This is a genomic window from Stutzerimonas stutzeri (genome assembly GCF_024448935.1).
Lineage (GTDB): Bacteria > Pseudomonadota > Gammaproteobacteria > Pseudomonadales > Pseudomonadaceae > Stutzerimonas > Stutzerimonas stutzeri_AO.
Genome location: NZ_JAMOIE010000002.1, coordinates 1 through 17,023, shown reverse-complemented (window position 1 = coordinate 17,023; position 17,023 = coordinate 1). Strand labels below are relative to the sequence as shown.

17 protein-coding genes are annotated in these 17,023 nt (G+C 62.2%); 9 read left to right on the top strand and 8 right to left on the bottom strand.

Features of this window, described 5'->3' with window-relative positions:
* The first annotated feature begins 1 nt into the window (after position 1).
* Both NA637_RS00670 and NA637_RS00665 read left to right on the top strand, forming a co-directional pair.
* Entirely contained in the window at positions 2-1,774 is a 1,773-nt protein-coding gene (locus NA637_RS00670; protein ID WP_256070474.1) for a sodium:solute symporter family protein, read from the top strand.
* Positions 1,775-1,872: 98 nt separating this feature from the next.
* Positions 1,873-2,391 carry a hypothetical protein gene (locus tag NA637_RS00665; RefSeq protein WP_256070472.1) on the top strand — a complete coding sequence of 173 codons (519 nt, stop codon included), beginning with the start codon at positions 1,873-1,875 and terminating at the stop codon, positions 2,389-2,391.
* Positions 2,392-2,496: 105 nt separating this feature from the next.
* On the opposite strand, the gene NA637_RS00660 is transcribed toward NA637_RS00665, so the two are convergent.
* The 4 genes from NA637_RS00660 to NA637_RS00645 all read right to left on the bottom strand — a co-directional run bounded on the left by NA637_RS00660 (position 2,497) and on the right by NA637_RS00645 (position 7,669).
* The gene (locus tag NA637_RS00660) at positions 2,497-2,667 is read right to left on the bottom strand and encodes a FecR domain-containing protein (protein ID WP_256070471.1); all 171 of its coding nucleotides are present in this window, start codon (positions 2,665-2,667) and stop codon (positions 2,497-2,499) included.
* Positions 2,667-3,371 (bottom strand): 3'-5' exonuclease, encoded by a 705-nt coding sequence (locus NA637_RS00655; RefSeq protein WP_256070470.1) that lies wholly within the window; start codon positions 3,369-3,371, stop codon positions 2,667-2,669. Before NA637_RS00655 ends, NA637_RS00660 begins: the two co-directional genes overlap by 1 nt.
* Positions 3,368-5,302 (bottom strand): putative nucleotidyltransferase substrate binding domain-containing protein, encoded by a 1,935-nt coding sequence (locus NA637_RS00650; RefSeq protein ID WP_256070469.1) that lies wholly within the window; start codon positions 5,300-5,302, stop codon positions 3,368-3,370. Before NA637_RS00650 ends, NA637_RS00655 begins: the two co-directional genes overlap by 4 nt.
* A 186-nt stretch (positions 5,303-5,488) precedes the next feature.
* On the bottom strand, positions 5,489-7,669 hold the full coding sequence (locus NA637_RS00645; RefSeq protein WP_256070468.1) for a malate synthase G: 2,181 nt from the start codon (positions 7,667-7,669) through the stop codon (positions 5,489-5,491).
* A 306-nt stretch (positions 7,670-7,975) separates the two neighbouring features.
* Here NA637_RS00645 and NA637_RS00640 point away from each other — a divergent pair, with 306 nt between their 5' ends.
* A complete protein-coding gene (locus tag NA637_RS00640; RefSeq protein WP_256070467.1) occupies positions 7,976-8,494 on the top strand; it encodes a glycine cleavage system protein R in 519 nt (172 codons plus the stop codon).
* 7 nt (positions 8,495-8,501) lie between these two features.
* On the opposite strand, the gene rarD is transcribed toward NA637_RS00640, so the two are convergent.
* Complete coding sequence (gene rarD, locus NA637_RS00635; RefSeq protein WP_256070466.1) at positions 8,502-9,395, bottom strand: EamA family transporter RarD; 894 nt, start codon at positions 9,393-9,395, stop codon at positions 8,502-8,504.
* A 196-nt stretch (positions 9,396-9,591) separates the two neighbouring features.
* Between rarD and NA637_RS00630 the strand changes: the two genes are divergently transcribed.
* Both NA637_RS00630 and treF read left to right on the top strand, forming a co-directional pair.
* On the top strand, positions 9,592-10,359 hold the full coding sequence (locus tag NA637_RS00630; protein WP_256070465.1) for an SDR family oxidoreductase: 768 nt from the start codon (positions 9,592-9,594) through the stop codon (positions 10,357-10,359).
* The gene (treF, locus tag NA637_RS00625) at positions 10,356-11,954 is read left to right on the top strand and encodes an alpha,alpha-trehalase TreF (protein WP_256070464.1); all 1,599 of its coding nucleotides are present in this window, start codon (positions 10,356-10,358) and stop codon (positions 11,952-11,954) included. Before NA637_RS00630 ends, treF begins: the two co-directional genes overlap by 4 nt.
* A 121-nt stretch (positions 11,955-12,075) precedes the next feature.
* On the opposite strand, the gene NA637_RS00620 is transcribed toward treF, so the two are convergent.
* Genes NA637_RS00620 through NA637_RS00610 form a run of 3 tightly spaced genes read right to left on the bottom strand, consistent with a single transcriptional unit; the run spans position 12,076 to position 14,721 of the window.
* Positions 12,076-12,582, bottom strand: a complete 507-nt coding sequence (locus NA637_RS00620; RefSeq protein WP_256070462.1) for an LEA type 2 family protein — start codon at positions 12,580-12,582, stop codon at positions 12,076-12,078.
* Between the two features lie 9 nt (positions 12,583-12,591).
* Complete coding sequence (locus NA637_RS00615) at positions 12,592-13,353, bottom strand: slipin family protein (RefSeq protein ID WP_272888876.1); 762 nt, start codon at positions 13,351-13,353, stop codon at positions 12,592-12,594.
* A 3-nt stretch (positions 13,354-13,356) separates the two neighbouring features.
* Positions 13,357-14,721 carry an NfeD family protein gene (locus NA637_RS00610; RefSeq protein WP_256070460.1) on the bottom strand — a complete coding sequence of 455 codons (1,365 nt, stop codon included), beginning with the start codon at positions 14,719-14,721 and terminating at the stop codon, positions 13,357-13,359.
* Between the two features lie 236 nt (positions 14,722-14,957).
* Between NA637_RS00610 and NA637_RS00605 the strand changes: the two genes are divergently transcribed.
* The 4 genes from NA637_RS00605 to NA637_RS00590 all read left to right on the top strand — a co-directional run.
* Positions 14,958-15,791, top strand: a complete 834-nt coding sequence (locus NA637_RS00605; RefSeq protein ID WP_256070459.1) for an MBL fold metallo-hydrolase — start codon at positions 14,958-14,960, stop codon at positions 15,789-15,791.
* On the top strand, positions 15,791-16,006 hold the full coding sequence (locus NA637_RS00600) for a hypothetical protein (RefSeq protein WP_256070457.1): 216 nt from the start codon (positions 15,791-15,793) through the stop codon (positions 16,004-16,006). The genes NA637_RS00605 and NA637_RS00600 overlap by 1 nt, the downstream gene beginning before the upstream one ends.
* A gap of 390 nt (positions 16,007-16,396) precedes the next feature.
* Positions 16,397-16,555 (top strand): YqaE/Pmp3 family membrane protein, encoded by a 159-nt coding sequence (locus tag NA637_RS00595; RefSeq protein WP_045423855.1) that lies wholly within the window; start codon positions 16,397-16,399, stop codon positions 16,553-16,555.
* 216 nt (positions 16,556-16,771) lie between these two features.
* Positions 16,772-17,023: CHASE3 domain-containing protein (locus NA637_RS00590; protein ID WP_256070455.1), on the top strand; the 252-nt coding region annotated here is incomplete at its 3' end.

Genomic DNA, 17,023 nt, shown 5'->3' with positions numbered 1-17,023 from the left:
CATGAGCCAATATTGGATTAACATGTTGTTCGTGGGCGCATCTTTTGCGCTCTATATCGGGATCGCGATCTGGGCCCGCGCCGGTTCGACTAAAGAATTCTATGTCGCCGGTGGTGGTGTTCACCCGGTCACCAACGGGATGGCGACTGCAGCTGACTGGATGTCTGCGGCATCCTTCATTTCCATGGCTGGCATCATCGCGGCCGGTGGGTATGGCACCTCGGTCTACCTGATGGGCTGGACCGGTGGCTACGTGCTGCTGGCGATGCTGCTGGCACCCTACCTGCGCAAGTTCGGCAAGTTTACGGTACCGGATTTCATCGGTGACCGGTTCTACAGCCGTACCGCGCGTCTGGTAGCTGTGGTCTGTCTGATCCTCATCTCCGTCACCTACGTGATCGGTCAGATGTCCGGTGCGGGCGTGGCCTTCTCCCGCTTCCTCGAAGTGAGCAATGACGTTGGCATCTGGCTGGCCGCTGCGATCGTGTTCGCCTACGCGGTGTTCGGTGGCATGAAGGGCATCACCTACACCCAGGTGGCGCAGTACGTGGTACTGATCATTGCCTACACCATTCCGGCCGTGTTCATCGCCTTCCAGTTGACTGGCAACCCGATCCCGATGTTCGGTCTGTTCGGCACCCACGTCGAGACGGGCATGCCGCTGCTTGATCGCTTGGACACCGTCGTCCGTGAGCTGGGCTTTGCCGAGTACACTGCTGACGTCGACAACAAGCTGAACATGTTCCTGTTCACCCTGTCGCTGATGATCGGTACTGCGGGTCTGCCGCACGTCATCATCCGCTTCTTCACCGTACCGAAAGTGGCTGATGCCCGCTGGTCCGCTGGCTGGACTCTGGTCTTCATCGCCATGCTGTACCTGACTGCTCCGGCTGTTGCGGCCATGGCTCGTCTGAACCTGGTGAACACCATCTATCCCGAAGGTACTGCTCAAGCCGAAGCAATTCTCTATGAAGAGCGTCCGGCCTGGATCCAGACCTGGGAAGAAACCGGTCTGATCACGTTTGAAGACAAGAACAACGATGGCCGTATCCAGATGTACAGCGACACGAACGCTGCGTTCGCCCCCATTGCGCAGGAGCGTGGCTGGAATGGCAACGAGCTGGTCGTCAACAACGACATCATCGTGCTGGCCAACCCGGAAATTGCCAATCTTCCTGGCTGGGTTATCGGCTTGATCGCAGCGGGCGGTATTGCGGCGGCGCTGTCGACAGCTGCGGGCCTGCTGTTGGCTATCTCCTCGGCCATCAGCCATGACCTGATCAAGACGATCATCAATCCCAAGATCAGCGAGAAGAGCGAAATGCTGGCAGCCCGCTTGTCCATGACGGGTGCGATTCTCGTAGCAACCTGGCTGGGGCTGAATCCGCCGGGCTTCGCGGCTCAGGTGGTAGCACTGGCGTTCGGTCTTGCGGCAGCGAGCCTGTTCCCGGCGCTGATGATGGGGATCTTCTCCAAGCGTGTGAACAGCAAGGGTGCAGTAGCTGGCATGCTGGTTGGGCTGATTAGCACCTCGGTGTACATCTTCATGTACCTGGGCTGGTTCTTCATTCCTGGCACGGCGAGCTTTGCCAATACGCCTGACAGTTGGATGTTCGGCATCTCGCCGCAGGCCTTCGGTGCCATCGGTGCGGTGCTGAACTTCGCAGTGGCCTACGCGGTTTCGATGTCCACTGAGGCGCCTCCGCAGGCCATTCAGGATCTGGTCGAAAGCGTTCGTACCCCGAAAGGTGCCGGCGTTGCGCTCGATCACTAACTGATAATGCAGCCGGACGTCAGACTCGCTCTGGCACAAGGTTGAGGTAGAAGTCGGGCTTCCATCTGGAAGCCCGATTTTTTTTAAGGAAGCTGTATATGATCTGGCATCTATTTGCCGCAATTGCCGCCGCGCTGGCAGGTGCGGGGATTGCGCTGCTGCTGCGCAATCTGACCCGTAATCGCCTGCCGAAATGGATCATTCCGGTATTCGCCGGCCTCGGAATGCTCGCCTATACCATCCATTACGAATACACCTGGTTCGAGACCAAGGAAGCGCGTTTGCCGGAAGGCTCCGTGATCGTGGCCAGTGAAGAGGGCGAGATGCTGTGGCGTCCCTGGACCATGATGTTCCCCATGCCGCTGGCCTATACGGTCCTCGATGGCGCGAATGCGCAGATCGAAGACATCAGCCAAGGGCGTATTGCCCGTTTCGTGCTGTACCGTTTTGAAAAGCACCACCTGATCTCCACTGTGAAAAGCGCCTCCTATCAGTTGCTCTGCAACGAGAAGGTGATGTTCAGGCTGAACGACGCAGGCGAAGCGAAAGCCGAAACCCTGACCGAGACGGACGTGAAGTCACCGCTTTACCAGAATATCTGTGGTTTCGACCGCTAGCAGATTGCTCTCGGACCAGTGAAAGGCACTGCCAGAGCCGGTGGCCGGAATTGGCAGTGAAGGTGCGCATAAATTCATCAGGCCGGATGAGAATTGAAAAAGTGATTAGGGGCAGTGGGAAAGTTTTACCAGCACCTTGCCGCTGTGCAGAAACAGTCGGCGCTCTTGCTGATCGAAGTGAACATCCGGTGCGCTGCGGCTATTCAGCTGAATGCGGCTATTGTCCGCCAGCGTAAGGCTGTTGCGCCGTTCGATCCGGAACCCTGAAAGCCCCATTACATGAACTGAGCCTGCTGCCGTTTGCGCCAGTTGGCCAATCGTTGGCTCATCGCCTCAAGGCTGTCCACGCCCTGTCGACGCGCCTTGCTGAACAGGATCAATGCCAGCTCGGCAGTCACCAGCGCATCGGCGCTGGCGTGATGGCGTTGCAGAACCTGCAAGCCGAAATGGCTACACCAGTCGTCTAGACCGTTTTGTCTCGGTCGGTTGTCGGGGCAGAGCATGGGTGCAAGTTCGGCGACGTCGATGAATGGATGGCGCAGCTTGTAGCCTAGCGTCTGTTTCAACGCGCGGGTGAGCATGCGCTGGTCGAAACCGGCGTGGAACGCCAGAAACGGGCTGTCGCCAACGAACTCCAGCAAATCCAGAAACGCATCGGCCGGGTCTTCGCCCGCTTCGAGTTCGCTTGGCGCAATCCCGTGGATCAGCACGCTTTCGCTGACCTTTTGCGCCGGGCGCAACAGCGTCGACTCGTACTGGTCTCCCAGTTGGATGCCGCCTCGTTCGATAACCACCGCGCCGATCGAAAGGACGATATCGCGACGCATGTCGAGACCGCTGGTTTCAAGATCAAGCACCACCATGCGCTGTACGTCGAGCGGACAAAGATCCAGCGCGGCAGGCGGCACGAGCCGATCACGCCGTTGCAGTTGTTCGAGTCCGAGGATAGGGCCGCGACGTTTGAACCAGGGCATATTCATAACTGATAGCGGACCGCCAGACTGCTCTGCAGACGCTGGGCCTGGCGAAAGGATTCGCGCAGGATACGCCGATTCAGGTGATTGAGGCTGTCGGGGTCGAGTCGGTTGGAATATGGCTGCCCCTCGCGTGCCTGCTGCTGGTGCTGCTGCATGCGGGTCTGCTGGATGAAATGGTAGGCCTCTTCATAGGCCGCACCATCCTTTTCGTCGATGACATCCTTTTCGATCAGTTGGCGCAGTCGATCCAAGGTATTGCACGCTGCGATGCCGTGGCCCAGCGCGAGCAGCCGCGCCCCGTCTACGAAGGGTGTCAGGCCCTGCACTTTGAGATCCAGGGTCGCCTTGCCGTCGCCTTTGCGGGTCACCACGAAATCGCGAAAACGGCCTACAGGCGGGCGATGACGTAGGGCATTTTCCGCCATCATGCGCTGGAACAAGCGACTGTCGCCGACCTCCTCAAGCATGTTGCTGCGCAGCTGCTCGCACCCCTCGCTGGGACCCCAGATCGCGCGCAGGTCGAAATAAATGGTGCTGCTGAGCAGGTTTTCCGGTGTCGATTCCCGAATGAAGGCGCTGAAGCGCCGCCGCCATTCGAGTCGTGAAAGGCACAGTTGCGGGTTGCTGGCCATGATGTTGCCCTTGCACAGGGTGAAGCCACAGGTGTCCAGATCGTGGTTGATGCGCTCTGCAAGCGGCAGCAGGCGGCCCCGGATAGAGGCGGCTTCGACTGCGTCAGCGGCCTCGAAGAGCATGCCGTTGTCCTGATCGGTATGCAGGGTCTGCTCGCGGCGCCCTTCACTGCCGAAGCACAGCCAGGTGAAGGGGATGCCGGGATCGCCGAGCACTTCGATGGTCAGTTCGATCACGCGACGCACCGTATGGTCGTTGAGCAGCGTGATGATGTGTGTGATCTGCGTAGAAGAGGCGCCGTGCGCCAGCATGTTGTCGACCAGATGAAAGATCCGGCTGCGGATGATCACCAGCGTCTCGACGCTGTCGGCGTGCGAAATCGCCTGCGCCAGATGAACCAGGTCGACGCGCTGCAGCGAGAACAGATCGCGCTCGGAAATCACCCCGCTCAGCAGGCCTTTATCGACAACGCAGACGTGCGCGATATGTCGCTCGGCCATGGCGATTGCGGCATCGAAGGCCGTTGCATCCGGCGGGAGATGGAATGGATCCTGAGTCATGAACTCGGCAATCGGGGCCGACAGGTCGGTCGTGCCGGTGCCGATCACGCGGCGCAGATCGCGCAAGGTGAAGATGCCTTGCGGGTGAAATTCGAGGTCGGTGATTACCACGCTGCCAATATTGTTCTCATGCATCAGGGCCACCGCATCGGCCAGTGGCATTGATGGCAGGCAAGAGACCGGATGGTGCAAAGCGAGCTCGCCGATGCGCGTCTCCAACGAGTATTGCTCGCCCAGGCTCTTCACCGCGCGCATCTGCGCCTGCTGATTGACCAGGTCGAGCAGGCTGCTGACGCCGCGCATGGCGAAGTCACGAAATGCCGCGGATGTGGAGACCAGTTTGACGAAGGCCGGTTTGTTCAGCAGGTAGCAGAAGGTGTCTTCCGCGGCGAAGTGCCCGGTTCGAGTGGCACGCTCGCCCATCAACGCGGCCATCGGAAAGCATTCGCCGACGATCACCTCGAAGGTGGTGTCGGTGCCGCGCTTGCTGGTATGCGGGCGCTGACCATGAACCCGGCCCTGCTTGATGATGTAGAAGTATTCGACAACGCCGTCCTCAGGCGAAATGATGCAATCGCCTTCGCTGTAAAAGCGTAGCTGGCAGTTCTCGACCAGATAAGCCAGATGGCCCGGCTCCATCTGGTTGAACGGCGGGTACTTGCGCAGAAACTCCATGGTTCCATGGATATTCTGCAGCACGGCGGTTTTGCCTGCCTCGGCGAAAGCATCGGCTTTGCTCATGGTTCGGTTCCATTTTTGCGCCCAATGGTGGGCTGTGGGTCCGGTGCGGCACATTCGACGTAAGTCTAGTCGCCGGCAGGGCGAATTGGGCTGACGCGGGTCAGCTGAGCGGGCAGGGTTGTAGCAGGATTTTGCGCGCATTAAAAAACCGCCCGTAGGGCGGTTTTTTCGCAGCGGCAGTGCGGGTTACAGACCGTTCTTGGCCTTGAACTCGCGGCGGCGGCGGTGCAGCACCGGCTCGGTGTAGCCGTTGGGCTGCTTGGTGCCTTCGAGGACCAGCTCCAGGGCAGCCTGGAAGGCCACGCTGTTGTCGAAGTCCGGCGCCATCGGGCGGTACAGCGGGTCGCCCTGGTTCTGGCGATCGACCACCGGCGCCATGCGCTTGAGGCTTTCGACCACCTGATCCTTGGTGACCACGCCGTGGCGCATCCAGTTGGCCACGTGCTGGCTGGAGATACGCAGGGTGGCGCGGTCTTCCATCAGTGCGATGTCGTTGATGTCCGGCACCTTGGAGCAACCGACGCCCTGTTCGACCCAGCGAACCATGTAGCCGAGGATGCCCTGCGAGTTGTTGTCCAGCTCGTTGCGCTTCTCTTCCTCGCTCCAGTTGGTGTCTTGCGCCAACGGGATGGTGAGGATGTCGTCGATGGACGCCTTCTCGCGCTTGGCCAGTTCGACCTGACGCGCCTGCACGTCGATCTTGTGGTAGTGCATGGCGTGCAGGGTTGCAGCAGTCGGCGACGGTACCCAGGCAGTGTTGGCGCCGGCCATGGGGTGGCCGACCTTCTGCTCGAGCATCGCAGCCATCAGGTCAGGCATGGCCCACATGCCCTTGCCGATCTGCGCCTTGCCCTGCAGGCCGCAGGCCAGACCCACGTCGACGTTGTTGTTCTCGTAGGCGCTGATCCACTTCTCGGCTTTCATGGCCGCCTTGCGCACCATCGGGCCGGCTTCCATGGAGGTGTGGATCTCGTCGCCGGTGCGGTCGAGGAAGCCGGTGTTGATGAACACCACGCGCTCGCGCGCTTCCTTGATGCAGGCCTTGAGGTTGATCGTGGTACGACGCTCCTCGTCCATGATGCCGACCTTGAGGGTGTTACGCGGCAGGCCGAGAACGTCCTCGACGCGGCCGAACAGTTCGGTGGCGAAGGCCACTTCTTCCGGGCCGTGCATCTTCGGCTTGACGATGTACATTGAGCCGGTGCGGGTGTTCTTGCGGGTAGTGTTGCCGTTGAGGTTGTGCACCGCGATCAGGCTGGTGAACAGGCCGTCCATGATGCCTTCCGGCACCTCGTTGCCTTCCTTGTCGAGGATGGCATCGTTGGTCATCAGGTGACCGACGTTACGGATGAACAGCAGCGAGCGGCCATGCAGGGTCAGCTCGCCACTGCCGTCGGCCTTGGTGTAGACGCGGTCCGGGTTCATCGCGCGGGTGATGCGCTTGCCGCCCTTTTCCAGCTCCTCGACCAGGTCGCCCTTCATCAGGCCGAGCCAGTTGCGGTAGACGATGGTCTTGTCGTCGGCGTCGACGGCGGCGATGGAGTCTTCGCAGTCCATGATGGTGGTCAGCGCCGATTCCATCAGGATGTCCTTCACCCCGGCCGCGTCGGTCTGACCGATCGGGCTGGCCGGATCGATCTGGATCTCGAAGTGAATGCCGTTGTTCTTCAGCAGCACGGCGATCGGTGCGCTGGCTTCGCCCTGGAAGCCTTGCAGCTGGGCCGGGTTCTTCAGGCCGGTGGTGCTGCCGTCCTTGAGCGAAACGACCAGCTTGCCGCCTTCGATGCGGTAGCCGGTGGAATCGACGTGGGAACCGGTTTCCAGCGGTGCGGCTTCATTGAGGAAGTTACGCGCGTAGGCGATGACCTTGTTGCCGCGGATCTCGTTGTAGCCCGGGCCCTTGGTGGCGCCGTCTTCTTCGGAGATCGCGTCGGTGCCGTAGAGCGCGTCGTACAGCGAGCCCCAGCGCGCGTTGGCGGCGTTCAGCGCAAAGCGCGCGTTCATGATCGGCACCACCAGCTGCGGGCCGGCCATGCGGGCGATTTCTTCGTCGACGTTTTCGGTGGTGGCCTGGAAGTCTTCGGCTTCCGGCAGCAGGTAGCCGATTTCCTGCAGGAAGGCCTTGTAGGCTACGGCATCGTGGGCCTGGCCGGCGCGGGCCTGGTGCCAGGCGTCGATCTGCGCCTGCAGCTCGTCACGCTTGGCCAGCAGCACGCGGTTCTTCGGCGCCAGGTCGTGGATCACGCTGTCGGCGCCAGCCCAGAAGGCGGCGGCATCGACGCCGGTACCGGGAATCGCTTCGTTGTTCACGAAGTCGTACAGGACTTTGGCGACCTGCAGGCCACCGACTTGAACGCGCTCAGTCATTACTCGCCTCACTTGGTTCTTCTTCAAATCCGTCGCAAATCCGTCGGACAGGTTCTTCTTGTAGTCCGGGTCGCCGGATACTACATGAAGCCGTTCGGAAAATCAGTCCGCCACATGGCGCAAGCTCAAGGCCCGTGATTGTCTCTTCATCGGGCCGCTGGGACGCCGTGGAATGGACACTTTGGCGCGGCATCGACGGTGTTTGTTCTATACCTATGGAGTCGCACGCCATGGGCGCGGTCCATTACTCTCAGCAGTCGCACGGCCAACGCCGCTTGCCGTATTTCTCTATTGAAGGAGCCACAGATGGATCATCTCGTTCTCACCGTCATTGCCGAAGACCAGCCGGGGCTGGTCGAATGCCTGGCCAAGTGCATCGCCGATCACGGCGGCAACTGGCTGGAGAGCCGCATGTCGCGCATGGCCGGACAGTTCGCCGGAATTCTGCGGGTCGCGGTGCCGGCTCAGGCTCACGCCGATCTCAGCGAGGCCCTGCAGCAGCTTGAGCAACAGGGTATCCGGGTCCTCGTTGCGCACAGCGGCGCGGAGCCAGAACGGCGTTGGCAGATGATTCAGCTGCAGCTGGTGGGCAACGACCGCGCGGGCATCGTCCGTGATATCACCCAGTTGCTTGCCCGCCACGGCGTCAATCTGGAAAGCCTGGACACCGACGTTCTGCCGGCGCCGATGACCAACGAGTTGCTGTTCCGGGCTGATGCGCGGTTGGCCGTGCCCAGTGAACTGTCCCTGGACGAGCTGCAGGAGCACCTGGAAACCCTGGCCGACGATCTGATGGTGGAGTTGAAACTGCAGCCTGCCGATTGACTTGCCGTTAGCACATGGCGTCTTTACGCATCACGTGCCAGGCGTCGTAGCTGTACACGGCGAGTCCCGCCCATATGCAGACAAAGGCCAGCTGGCGATCGGCCGGGAAGGGCTCATCGAACACCCATACCGCGAGCAGCAGCAGCAACGTGGGCGTGATGTACTGCAGGAAGCCCAGGGTCGAGTAGGGCAGATGCCTGGCCGCTGAGTTGAAGCACAGCAGCGGCAGCAGCGTGACCGGCCCGGCAGCCACCAGCCACAGCGCCTGCGGCTCGGTCCAGAACGACCATTCAGTGCTTGGGCCAGTGCCGAAGAAAAACAGCCAGCCCAGCGCGATCGGCAACAGCAGCCAGGTTTCCACCACCAGGCCCGGCAAGGCGGCGACCGGCGCCTGCTTGCGCAACAGGCCATAGCTGCCAAAGCTCAGCGCCAGCGCAATCGACACCCAGGGAAAGTCGCCGAGGGTGATCAACTGCAGCAGCACGCCGACAGCCGCCATCGCCACGGCCAACCATTGCAGCGGGCGCAGGCGCTCGCGCAACACGATCAGCCCCAGCAGCACATTGACCAGCGGATTGATGTAGTAACCCAGGCTCGCCTCGAGCATGTGGTCGTGGTTCACCGCCCAGACGTAGAGCAGCCAGTTGCTGGCGATCAGCACGCTGGAAATCATCAGCACACCGATCCGCCGCGGATGGGCAAGCAACTCCTGCCACCAGCCTGCGTGGCGCCAGAGGCTCAGCACCAGCGTGCCGAACAGCGCTGACCAGATGGCCCGCTGAGTGACGATTTCCAGCGCCGCGTACTGCTCGATGGACTTGAAGTAGAGCGGGAACAGGCCCCAGATGGAAAAGGTCATCAGACCCAGTAGGTAACCCTTGCGCAGATCGGCGATGGCCATGGCTGTCCTGAAAGCGGGGCGGAGGAGAGCCGGCCATTTTGCGCTCTGGTGCAGGTATTTGTCTGCTGCGCAGAGCCGCCGGCGCGTTCCGGAAGCATTCGCAAACACCCGAGGTTGAACGCGCCCGCCTGCAGCACGTCTGAAAATGGACGACTCGGGGTCGCCGCTGCGACTCGACAGCCATACGAGGTGTTCGATGAAACTGCAGAACAAGGTCGCCCTGGTTACCGGCAGCACCCAGGGCATCGGCCGCGGCATCGCCATGCGCCTGGCCAAGGAAGGCGCCGACGTGGTTATCAACGGGCGACATGACGACGGCCAGGCGCGTGAAACACTCGAGCAGGTGCGGGCCCAAGGGCATCGGGTCTGCTTTATCGCCGCGGATGTTGCAGAGCCCGCCAATTGCCATCGGCTGGTCGAGCAGACCGTCGAGCAGATGGGCCGCCTGGACATTCTGGTCAATAACGCCGGGGTGCAGAAACACGACGCCTTTCTCGATGTGAGCGAGGCGGACTACAATCAGGTGCTGAACGTCAATCTGCGCGGTCCGTTCTTCCTGTCGCAGGCCTTTGCCCGCCACCTGCGCGAAACCGGACGAGGCGGACGGATCATCAACAACAGCTCGGTTCACGAGGAGCTGCCGTTCCCCAATTTCAGTGCCTACTGCTCCAGCAAGGGCGGTCTGAAAATGCTGACGCGCAACCTGGCGATCGAACTGGCACCGCTGGGGATCACCGTCAACAACGTCGCGCCCGGCGCGATCGAGACGCCAATCAATCAGGCGCTGATGAATGAACCGGGAAAACTCGCCGGGCTGCTTGAGAACATCCCGGCCAAGCGTTTGGGGCAGCCGCACGATGTGGCGGGTGCAGTGGCCTTTCTCGCCTCGGACGACGCCGACTACGTCACCGGCACTACACTGGTGATAGATGGTGGACTGCTATGGAATTACAGCGAGCAATGACCGATACCCCTTCGAGCGACTTCGATTACGACACTCGTGCGGTCTCGGCCGCAGATACCCTGACCCCCGCGGACCGTTACCAGGAACTGTTCGTGGCGGTGCAGATGCAACGGGTGTTTGCTGACAGCAAGACCTTCGTCGACTGCGCCCCGCGACAGCATCCGGAGCGCATTCTCGAAGCCTATCGGGCGCAGAATAGCGAGCCCGGCTTCGATCTGCGTGGATTTGTGCTGGAGCACTTCGAGGTCTACCAGCGACAGCCAACCGAGTTCGTCGCCAACCCCGACGATACCCTGGCTGAGCATATCGATCGGCTCTGGCCAGTGCTGACCCGCCACCCGCGGCAACACCCGGAATTCTCCTCGCTGCTGCAGCTGCCCCACGACTACGTGGTGCCGGGCGGTCGTTTTACCGAGCTGTACTACTGGGATTCCTACTTCACCATGCTCGGCCTCGACGAGAGCGGCCGCTGCGATCTGTTGCGCTCGATGGCGGATAACTTCGCCTACCTGATCGACACCTATGGCCATGTGCCCAATGGCAACCGCACCTATTACCTGGGGCGCTCGCAGCCGCCGGTTTTCGCGTTGATGACCGATCTGTTCGAGGAGTCCGGCATGCATCGCGCCAGCGATTACCTGCCGCAGTTGCGCAAGGAGCACGCGTTCTGGACCGATGGGGACGATCAGTTGCGGCCCGGAGAAGCCCATCGTCGCTGCGTCTGTCTGGCCGATGGCAGCGTACTCAATCGTTATTGGGATGAGCGGGATACGCCGCGCGAGGAGGCTTATCTGGAGGACGTCGAGACGGCGCGTTCATCCAGCCGGCCCGCGCATGAGGTCTATCGCGACCTGCGCGCCGGTGCCGAGTCCGGCTGGGATTTCAGTTCCCGATGGCTGGGTGACCCTCAGCGGCTGTCGAGCATTCGCACCACCCGGATCATTCCGGTGGACCTGAACAGCTTTCTCTACAACCTTGAGCGACAGATCGCTCGCCTCAGCCACGCCAAGGGTCAGCATGGCTGTGCCGAGGCGTTCCGTCAGCGTGCCGAAAAGCGTCTGGCTGCGATCGATCATTACTTGTGGAGCGAGCAGCACGGTGCCTATTTCGACTACGACTGGTGCCTGGCACAGCCGCGGGAGAACCTGACCGCCGCGACTCTGACGCCGCTGTTCGTCAAGCTTGCCAGTGCCGAGCAGGCGGCGCGGGTGGCTGAGGTGGTGCGTGAACGGCTGCTGGCCCCCGGCGGACTTTCCACCACGGAAATCAGTGGCAGCGGTGAGCAGTGGGACCGCCCGAACGGCTGGGCGCCGCTGCAATGGATGGGCATCCGCGGGCTGCAACACTACGGTCACGATGCACTGGCACTGCAGATCGAAGCGCGCTGGCTGAAGATCGTCTCACTGCTGTTTGAAAGCGAGAGCAAGCTGGTGGAGAAGTATGTGCTGCGGCCGTGCACCGAGCACGCCGGCGGTGGCGAGTATCCATTGCAGGATGGCTTCGGCTGGACCAATGGCGTGACCCGCAAACTGATGCAGACAGACCCGTCTCATGAAGCCCACCGTTGCCGAGCCGGCCGCTGCCGGGTGGAATGAACGTCCAATCGGCCAGCGGGGTTGTTTACCCCCGGCCAGGCTGCATATGCCGGCCGTACAACCGCCCCGGAAGTAGCGCACCGTCGGGGGGTTACGGTATCTGCCGACTATCCTGTGGAGCTCAGGGCGCGCGGCGGTACGGACTGCCCATCGCACCCGTCAGGTCCAACGTGCCTTTCTCCACGAATCGTTGAGTGCCGAACGTCCTCCCGCCCGCCAGTTTCCCGCGCAGCACATAGGGCACTTCATCCATGCCGATATGCTCAGCCAGGCCCAGCGCTTGCCGTGCGGCAGAGAATGCCGAGATGGTCATCGGCACGCTCAATACGGTTTCGCCGAAGCGTGGGATGGTGCCGCTTGCGTCGCTGACGCCGCTGGCCAGGTTGCGCCCGTTGATTTCCAGCTCCAGCGCTACGCCGTCGTAATCCAGCGGCCGGTCGTTGGGATTCTGCACCCGCAGTTTCACCGCCATGCGCAGCTCCAGTCCTTCGCCGGGCAGCGGTTGAATGCCGGCCACCTGTACGTTGAGCGGGTCGTGGTCGAAGAAAGTCGCGCAGGCAGCGAGGGTCAGCATCAACAGGCAGGCCGCCAGCAGGCGAACAACGGGTACGGCTGAGCGCAGCGGCATATAAGGTCTCTATTCATTTTTCTTGGTGAGGTTGCCCAGGCCTTGGAGCAGCTCCATGGGCAGCGGGAAGACGATGGTCGAATTCTTGTCGCCAGCGATGTTGCTCAGCGTCTGCATGTAGCGCAGTTGCATGGCGCCGGGTTGACGCCCGAGCATTTCTGCGGCCTGCATGAGTTTTTCCGAGGCCTGCAGTTCACCTTCTGCATGAATGACCTTGGCACGCCGCTCGCGTTCCGCCTCGGCCTGCCGGGCAATGGCGCGGATCATCGATTCGTCGAGGTCCACATGCTTGATTTCGACGTTGGCGACCTTGATGCCCCAGGCGTCGGTCTGCGCGTCGAGCACCTGCTGAATGTCGTTGTTGAGCTGTTCGCGTTCGGCCAGCATGTCGTCCAGATCGTGCTTGCCGAGCACCGCCCGCAGCGTCGTCTGCGCCAGCTGGCTGGTGGCCGAGTGGTAATCCTCGACCTGGATGATCGCCTTTTCAGCATCCAGCACCCGGTAGTAGATCACCGCGTTGACCTTCACCGAGACGTTGTCGCGGGAGATTACGTCCTGGGTCGGAACGTCCAGCACCAAGGTGCGCAGGTCGACCCGCACCATCTGCTGGATGCCGGGAATGATCAGGATCAGCCCCGGCCCCTTGACCTTCCAGAAGCGGCCCAGCTGAAACACCACGCCGCGCTCGTACTCGCGCAAGATGCGGAACGTCGAGGCCGCCAGTGCAATCAGCAGCACCGCGACGGCGACAAAACTCATTTCAAGACCCATGTTTCACCTCTTCTCGGTTGACGGCTCGTCGGCCGCAGTCACATCCAGTTGCAAACCATGCCGCGCCACCACGCGGACCTGCTGGCCCACCTGCAGTGGCCCGGCCCCGTGCACCTGCCAATGCTCACCGTGCAGCTGCACCCAGCCGGTGTCCGGCTCACCCGCCTTGATGCCGGTAATCGGGGCCAGTGTGCCGATCAGTTCGGCATCGCCGCTGACCGTCGGTCGCCGCCGGGCTTTCAGCGCCATGCTGACGATGGCAAAGACCAGCAGCGCGCTGATGACGGCAAGCGTGCCGATCAGCGCCAGCGGGATGCCGAAGCCCGGCACTTCGGTGTCGATCAGAATCACCGCGCCGGTGACGAAGGCGGCCACGCCGCCGAGGCCGAGCACGCCGAAGCTGGGAACGAAGGCCTCGGCGATCATGAACGCCAGGCCCAGCAGGATCAGCGCGACGCCCGCATAGTTGATCGGCAGCAACTGCAGCGAAAACATCGCCAGCAGCAGGCAGATCCCGCCGATGACGCCGCCACCACCGGTGCCCGGGTTGGAAAATTCGAAGACCAGTCCATAGATGCCGATCATCATCAGGATCAGCGCGACGCTGGGGTTGGTGATCACCGCCAGCAGGCGCACCCGCCAGTCCGGGTCATGGCGCTCGAGCGCGGCGTCGGCAGTCTGCAGCGTGCGCGGGCCAGCGCGGGTCTCGACGGCCTTGCCATTCAGCTGGGTCAGCAGGTCATCGAGATCGCTGGCCAGGTAGTCGACCACGTTCTGCTCCAGCGCCTCGGCTGCCGAGAGGCTGACGGCCTCTCGTACCGCCCGCTCGGCCCATTCGGCATTGCGCTCGCGCAGTTGCGCCAGGCCGCGAATGTATGCTGCTGCGTCGTTGACCTGTTTGCGGCTCATGGCGTCGCCGCTGTTGTCATTTTCCTTTTCGGCATCCGGTGAAGGCGCCGGTGGGCCCCCGCCGCCTCCGATCTGCACCGGAGTCGCGGCGCCGAGGTTGGTGCCGGGGGTCATGGCGGCGATGTGGCTGGCGTAGAGCAGGTAGGTGCCGGCGCTGGCCGCCCGCGAGCCGCTGGGCGTGACATAGGTGGCTATCGGCACCGGGCTGGCGAGGATCTCCTTGATCATGGCGCGCATCGAGCTATCCAGCCCGCCGGGCGTGTCCAGCTCCAGTATCAGCAGCTGCGCATCAGCTTCCTGCGCCCTTTGGATGCCGCGGATGACGTAGTCGGCGCTGGCCGGGCCGATAACCCCGTCTACTCGCAGCACCATGACCGGGTCGGCCGCATGTGCAGCACTGGCGAAGGCCAGCAACACGCCGAGCAGCCAGGCGAGTCGATGAGTGAAGCAACGGTGCATCAGCTGTGACTCCCAGGTCGACGGCAAGCCGGTGATTGATCGAGGCAGTCCTCAGAGGATAGTCCAGCCGGCCGTATGTTCCTCTCCATCGTGCCGGGCCTTGATTCATATCATCGGTCAATGGCGCCGACACCTGAACTCTGCGCGGTAGGCGAGCCTCACACATACGAGGCTGAACAAGGGGCTCGACGGCGCAGCGTTCCGTTGCGTGATGCTCCGCTCCTGAGGAGATTCCCATGCGCGTTCATCATCTCAATTGCGGCTGTATGTGCCCGGTCGGCGGCAAGCTGTTAGACGGCTTCAGCAGCGGGCTCACCGCCAGCCTGGTGTGCCACTGTCTGTTGATCGAGACCGATGGGCATGGGCTGGTGCTGGTCGATACCGGCTTTGGCAGCTGCGATGTGCTGGAGCCCCGCAAGCGACTCAGTTCGGTCTTCATTGCCTTCAACAACATCAAGTTCGAGCGCCGTTTCACGGCGCTGGAGCAGGTTCGGCAGTTGGGCTTCAGTCCGGATGACGTGCAGCACATCGTGCTCACGCATCTGGATTTCGACCACGCCGGTGGGCTCGCGGACTTTTCCAATGCCCAGGTGCACGTGCTTCAGCGCGAGATGGACGCGGCGCGCTCGACCCACAGCTTCCTCGGCCATCGCCGTTATCGCCACCAGCAATGGGACGAGGTGCGCCACTGGCAGTTCTACGAGCCGGGCGGGGACACCTGGTTCGGGTTTCAGGCGGTACGGGAACTACGTGGCCTGCCGCCGGAGATCCTGCTGATCCCGCTCACCGGGCACACCCATGGCCACGCCGGTGTCGCCCTGGATAGCGGCCACGGTTGGCTGCTGCACGCCGGTGACGCCTATTTCTACCGCGATGAAGTCGGTCAGACCGAACGTCATTGCACACCGGGGCTGCGCTTCTATCAGCGCATGATGGAGGCCGATCGCACGGCACGCCTGGCAAACCAGCATCGGCTCTGGACCCTGTCGCTGGAGCACAAGGACGAGGTGACGCTGTTCTGCAGTCACGATGCCAAGGAGCTTGAGCGCATGCGGGCGAGGTCGGTTTGATGGGGCAGCCAGAGGATGATCGCGTGGGCGGCGCGGTGCGCACCATGATGGGCTACGTGAGGTGGGTCGGTTTCGTAGCCTGTTCGCTGGCGGCGTTGGGCTACGCAGTGATCGGCAACTTCAGCATGACCGGGCTGATGCTGGCGCTGGCCGTGCTGTCGTGGACCAACATCCGGCGCCAGCGCAACAGGCCTGAACCGCCAAGGCCCCGGTAGCGGCACTGGCTCGGGAATCGGCTGTCATGCTCGGCCTTTCGCCTATGGCGACGGGCCTGATCGATCTGCGACAGTCCGCTGGCTGAAGCGATACTGCTTGACGGTGCGCGCGGCTCACAAGGCAGGCGGCATCTGCGCATTCAACTGACCCGATTCCACGGCCAGCCGCGTGCTCTCTCTCCCGCACCCGTCGGGTGCCCCTGGCGACTCAACCGGTCGCTCCCGGATGCTTGAAATCGCTGCCGTCTCGGTTGTGATTGTTTCATCGAACGCCCGGATCAGGTGGCCCTGCCGGCACCCTGATTCCCGCCGGAAAGGAACCCCTCCCCGGCGATCCGGTCGATTCACAGTAAGCCAATTTGGCCAAAACCAGACTGAGGGTGAACCACAATGGACCTGATCCGCATCATCATCGCGATATTGCTGCCGCCGCTAGGAGTGTTCCTGCAAGTGGGCCTGGGTGGTGCCTTCTGGCTGAATATCCTGCTGACGCTGTTGGGCTACATTCCCGGCATCATTCACGCAGTCTGGATCATCGCCCGTCGCTGAGGGTTGCTCAGCGAGCAACAGGGCCCGGCCATTCGGTCGGGCTTTTTTGTGCTTGCAAGCGAGGCGGTGTACAGTCCGCGGTCGACTGCGCGCGTTGTGGCATCTCGCGCGAATCACCAAGAACTTGTCGGGATCGGAGGCGTTCGCTGGCGGCGACGCAGCCGCCCGCATGGCCGTGGGTCACTGTTGCTTGCACAGGACCCGGGAAGGAACCAGATGGGCGACTCTTTCATCGATCAGAACCACTTCAAGCGAATCCTCAACCGCAACGTGGCGGTGCCCCTCGGTTTCGGTTTCCTCAGCGCGTTTTTCTTCAGCGCCATTGTTTACTTCCTGCTCAACGTCAGTCACTGGGTCGAGCGCTCCGTGGTGGGGGTTGCTTACGCGCACGACATGCTGAAGGTGATGGGTGACCTGGAAGCCTCGATGCGTGGCTACCTGATTGCCGGGGACGATGCTTTTCTCGGG

Excerpts from the sequence above, each read along its gene's own strand:
- NA637_RS00605 (WP_256070459.1), top strand. The coding sequence starts at position 14,958 with ATGCGCGTTCATCATCTCAATTGCGGCTGTATGTGCCCGGTCGGCGGC.
- NA637_RS00655 (WP_256070470.1), bottom strand. The coding sequence starts at position 3,371 with ATGAATATGCCCTGGTTCAAACGTCGCGGCCCTATCCTCGGACTCGAA.
- NA637_RS00615 (WP_272888876.1), bottom strand. The coding sequence starts at position 13,353 with ATGGGTCTTGAAATGAGTTTTGTCGCCGTCGCGGTGCTGCTGATTGCA.
- NA637_RS00595 (WP_045423855.1), top strand. The coding sequence starts at position 16,397 with ATGGACCTGATCCGCATCATCATCGCGATATTGCTGCCGCCGCTAGGA.
- NA637_RS00640 (WP_256070467.1), top strand. The coding sequence starts at position 7,976 with ATGGATCATCTCGTTCTCACCGTCATTGCCGAAGACCAGCCGGGGCTG.
- NA637_RS00670 (WP_256070474.1), top strand. The coding sequence starts at position 2 with ATGAGCCAATATTGGATTAACATGTTGTTCGTGGGCGCATCTTTTGCG.
- NA637_RS00600 (WP_256070457.1), top strand. The coding sequence starts at position 15,791 with ATGGGGCAGCCAGAGGATGATCGCGTGGGCGGCGCGGTGCGCACCATG.
- NA637_RS00660 (WP_256070471.1), bottom strand. The coding sequence starts at position 2,667 with ATGGGGCTTTCAGGGTTCCGGATCGAACGGCGCAACAGCCTTACGCTG.
- NA637_RS00665 (WP_256070472.1), top strand. The coding sequence starts at position 1,873 with ATGATCTGGCATCTATTTGCCGCAATTGCCGCCGCGCTGGCAGGTGCG.
- NA637_RS00620 (WP_256070462.1), bottom strand. The coding sequence starts at position 12,582 with ATGCCGCTGCGCTCAGCCGTACCCGTTGTTCGCCTGCTGGCGGCCTGC.
- NA637_RS00650 (WP_256070469.1), bottom strand. The coding sequence starts at position 5,302 with ATGAGCAAAGCCGATGCTTTCGCCGAGGCAGGCAAAACCGCCGTGCTG.
- treF (WP_256070464.1), top strand. The coding sequence starts at position 10,356 with ATGACCGATACCCCTTCGAGCGACTTCGATTACGACACTCGTGCGGTC.
- rarD (WP_256070466.1), bottom strand. The coding sequence starts at position 9,395 with ATGGCCATCGCCGATCTGCGCAAGGGTTACCTACTGGGTCTGATGACC.
- NA637_RS00630 (WP_256070465.1), top strand. The coding sequence starts at position 9,592 with ATGAAACTGCAGAACAAGGTCGCCCTGGTTACCGGCAGCACCCAGGGC.
- NA637_RS00645 (WP_256070468.1), bottom strand. The coding sequence starts at position 7,669 with ATGACTGAGCGCGTTCAAGTCGGTGGCCTGCAGGTCGCCAAAGTCCTG.
- NA637_RS00610 (WP_256070460.1), bottom strand. The coding sequence starts at position 14,721 with ATGCACCGTTGCTTCACTCATCGACTCGCCTGGCTGCTCGGCGTGTTG.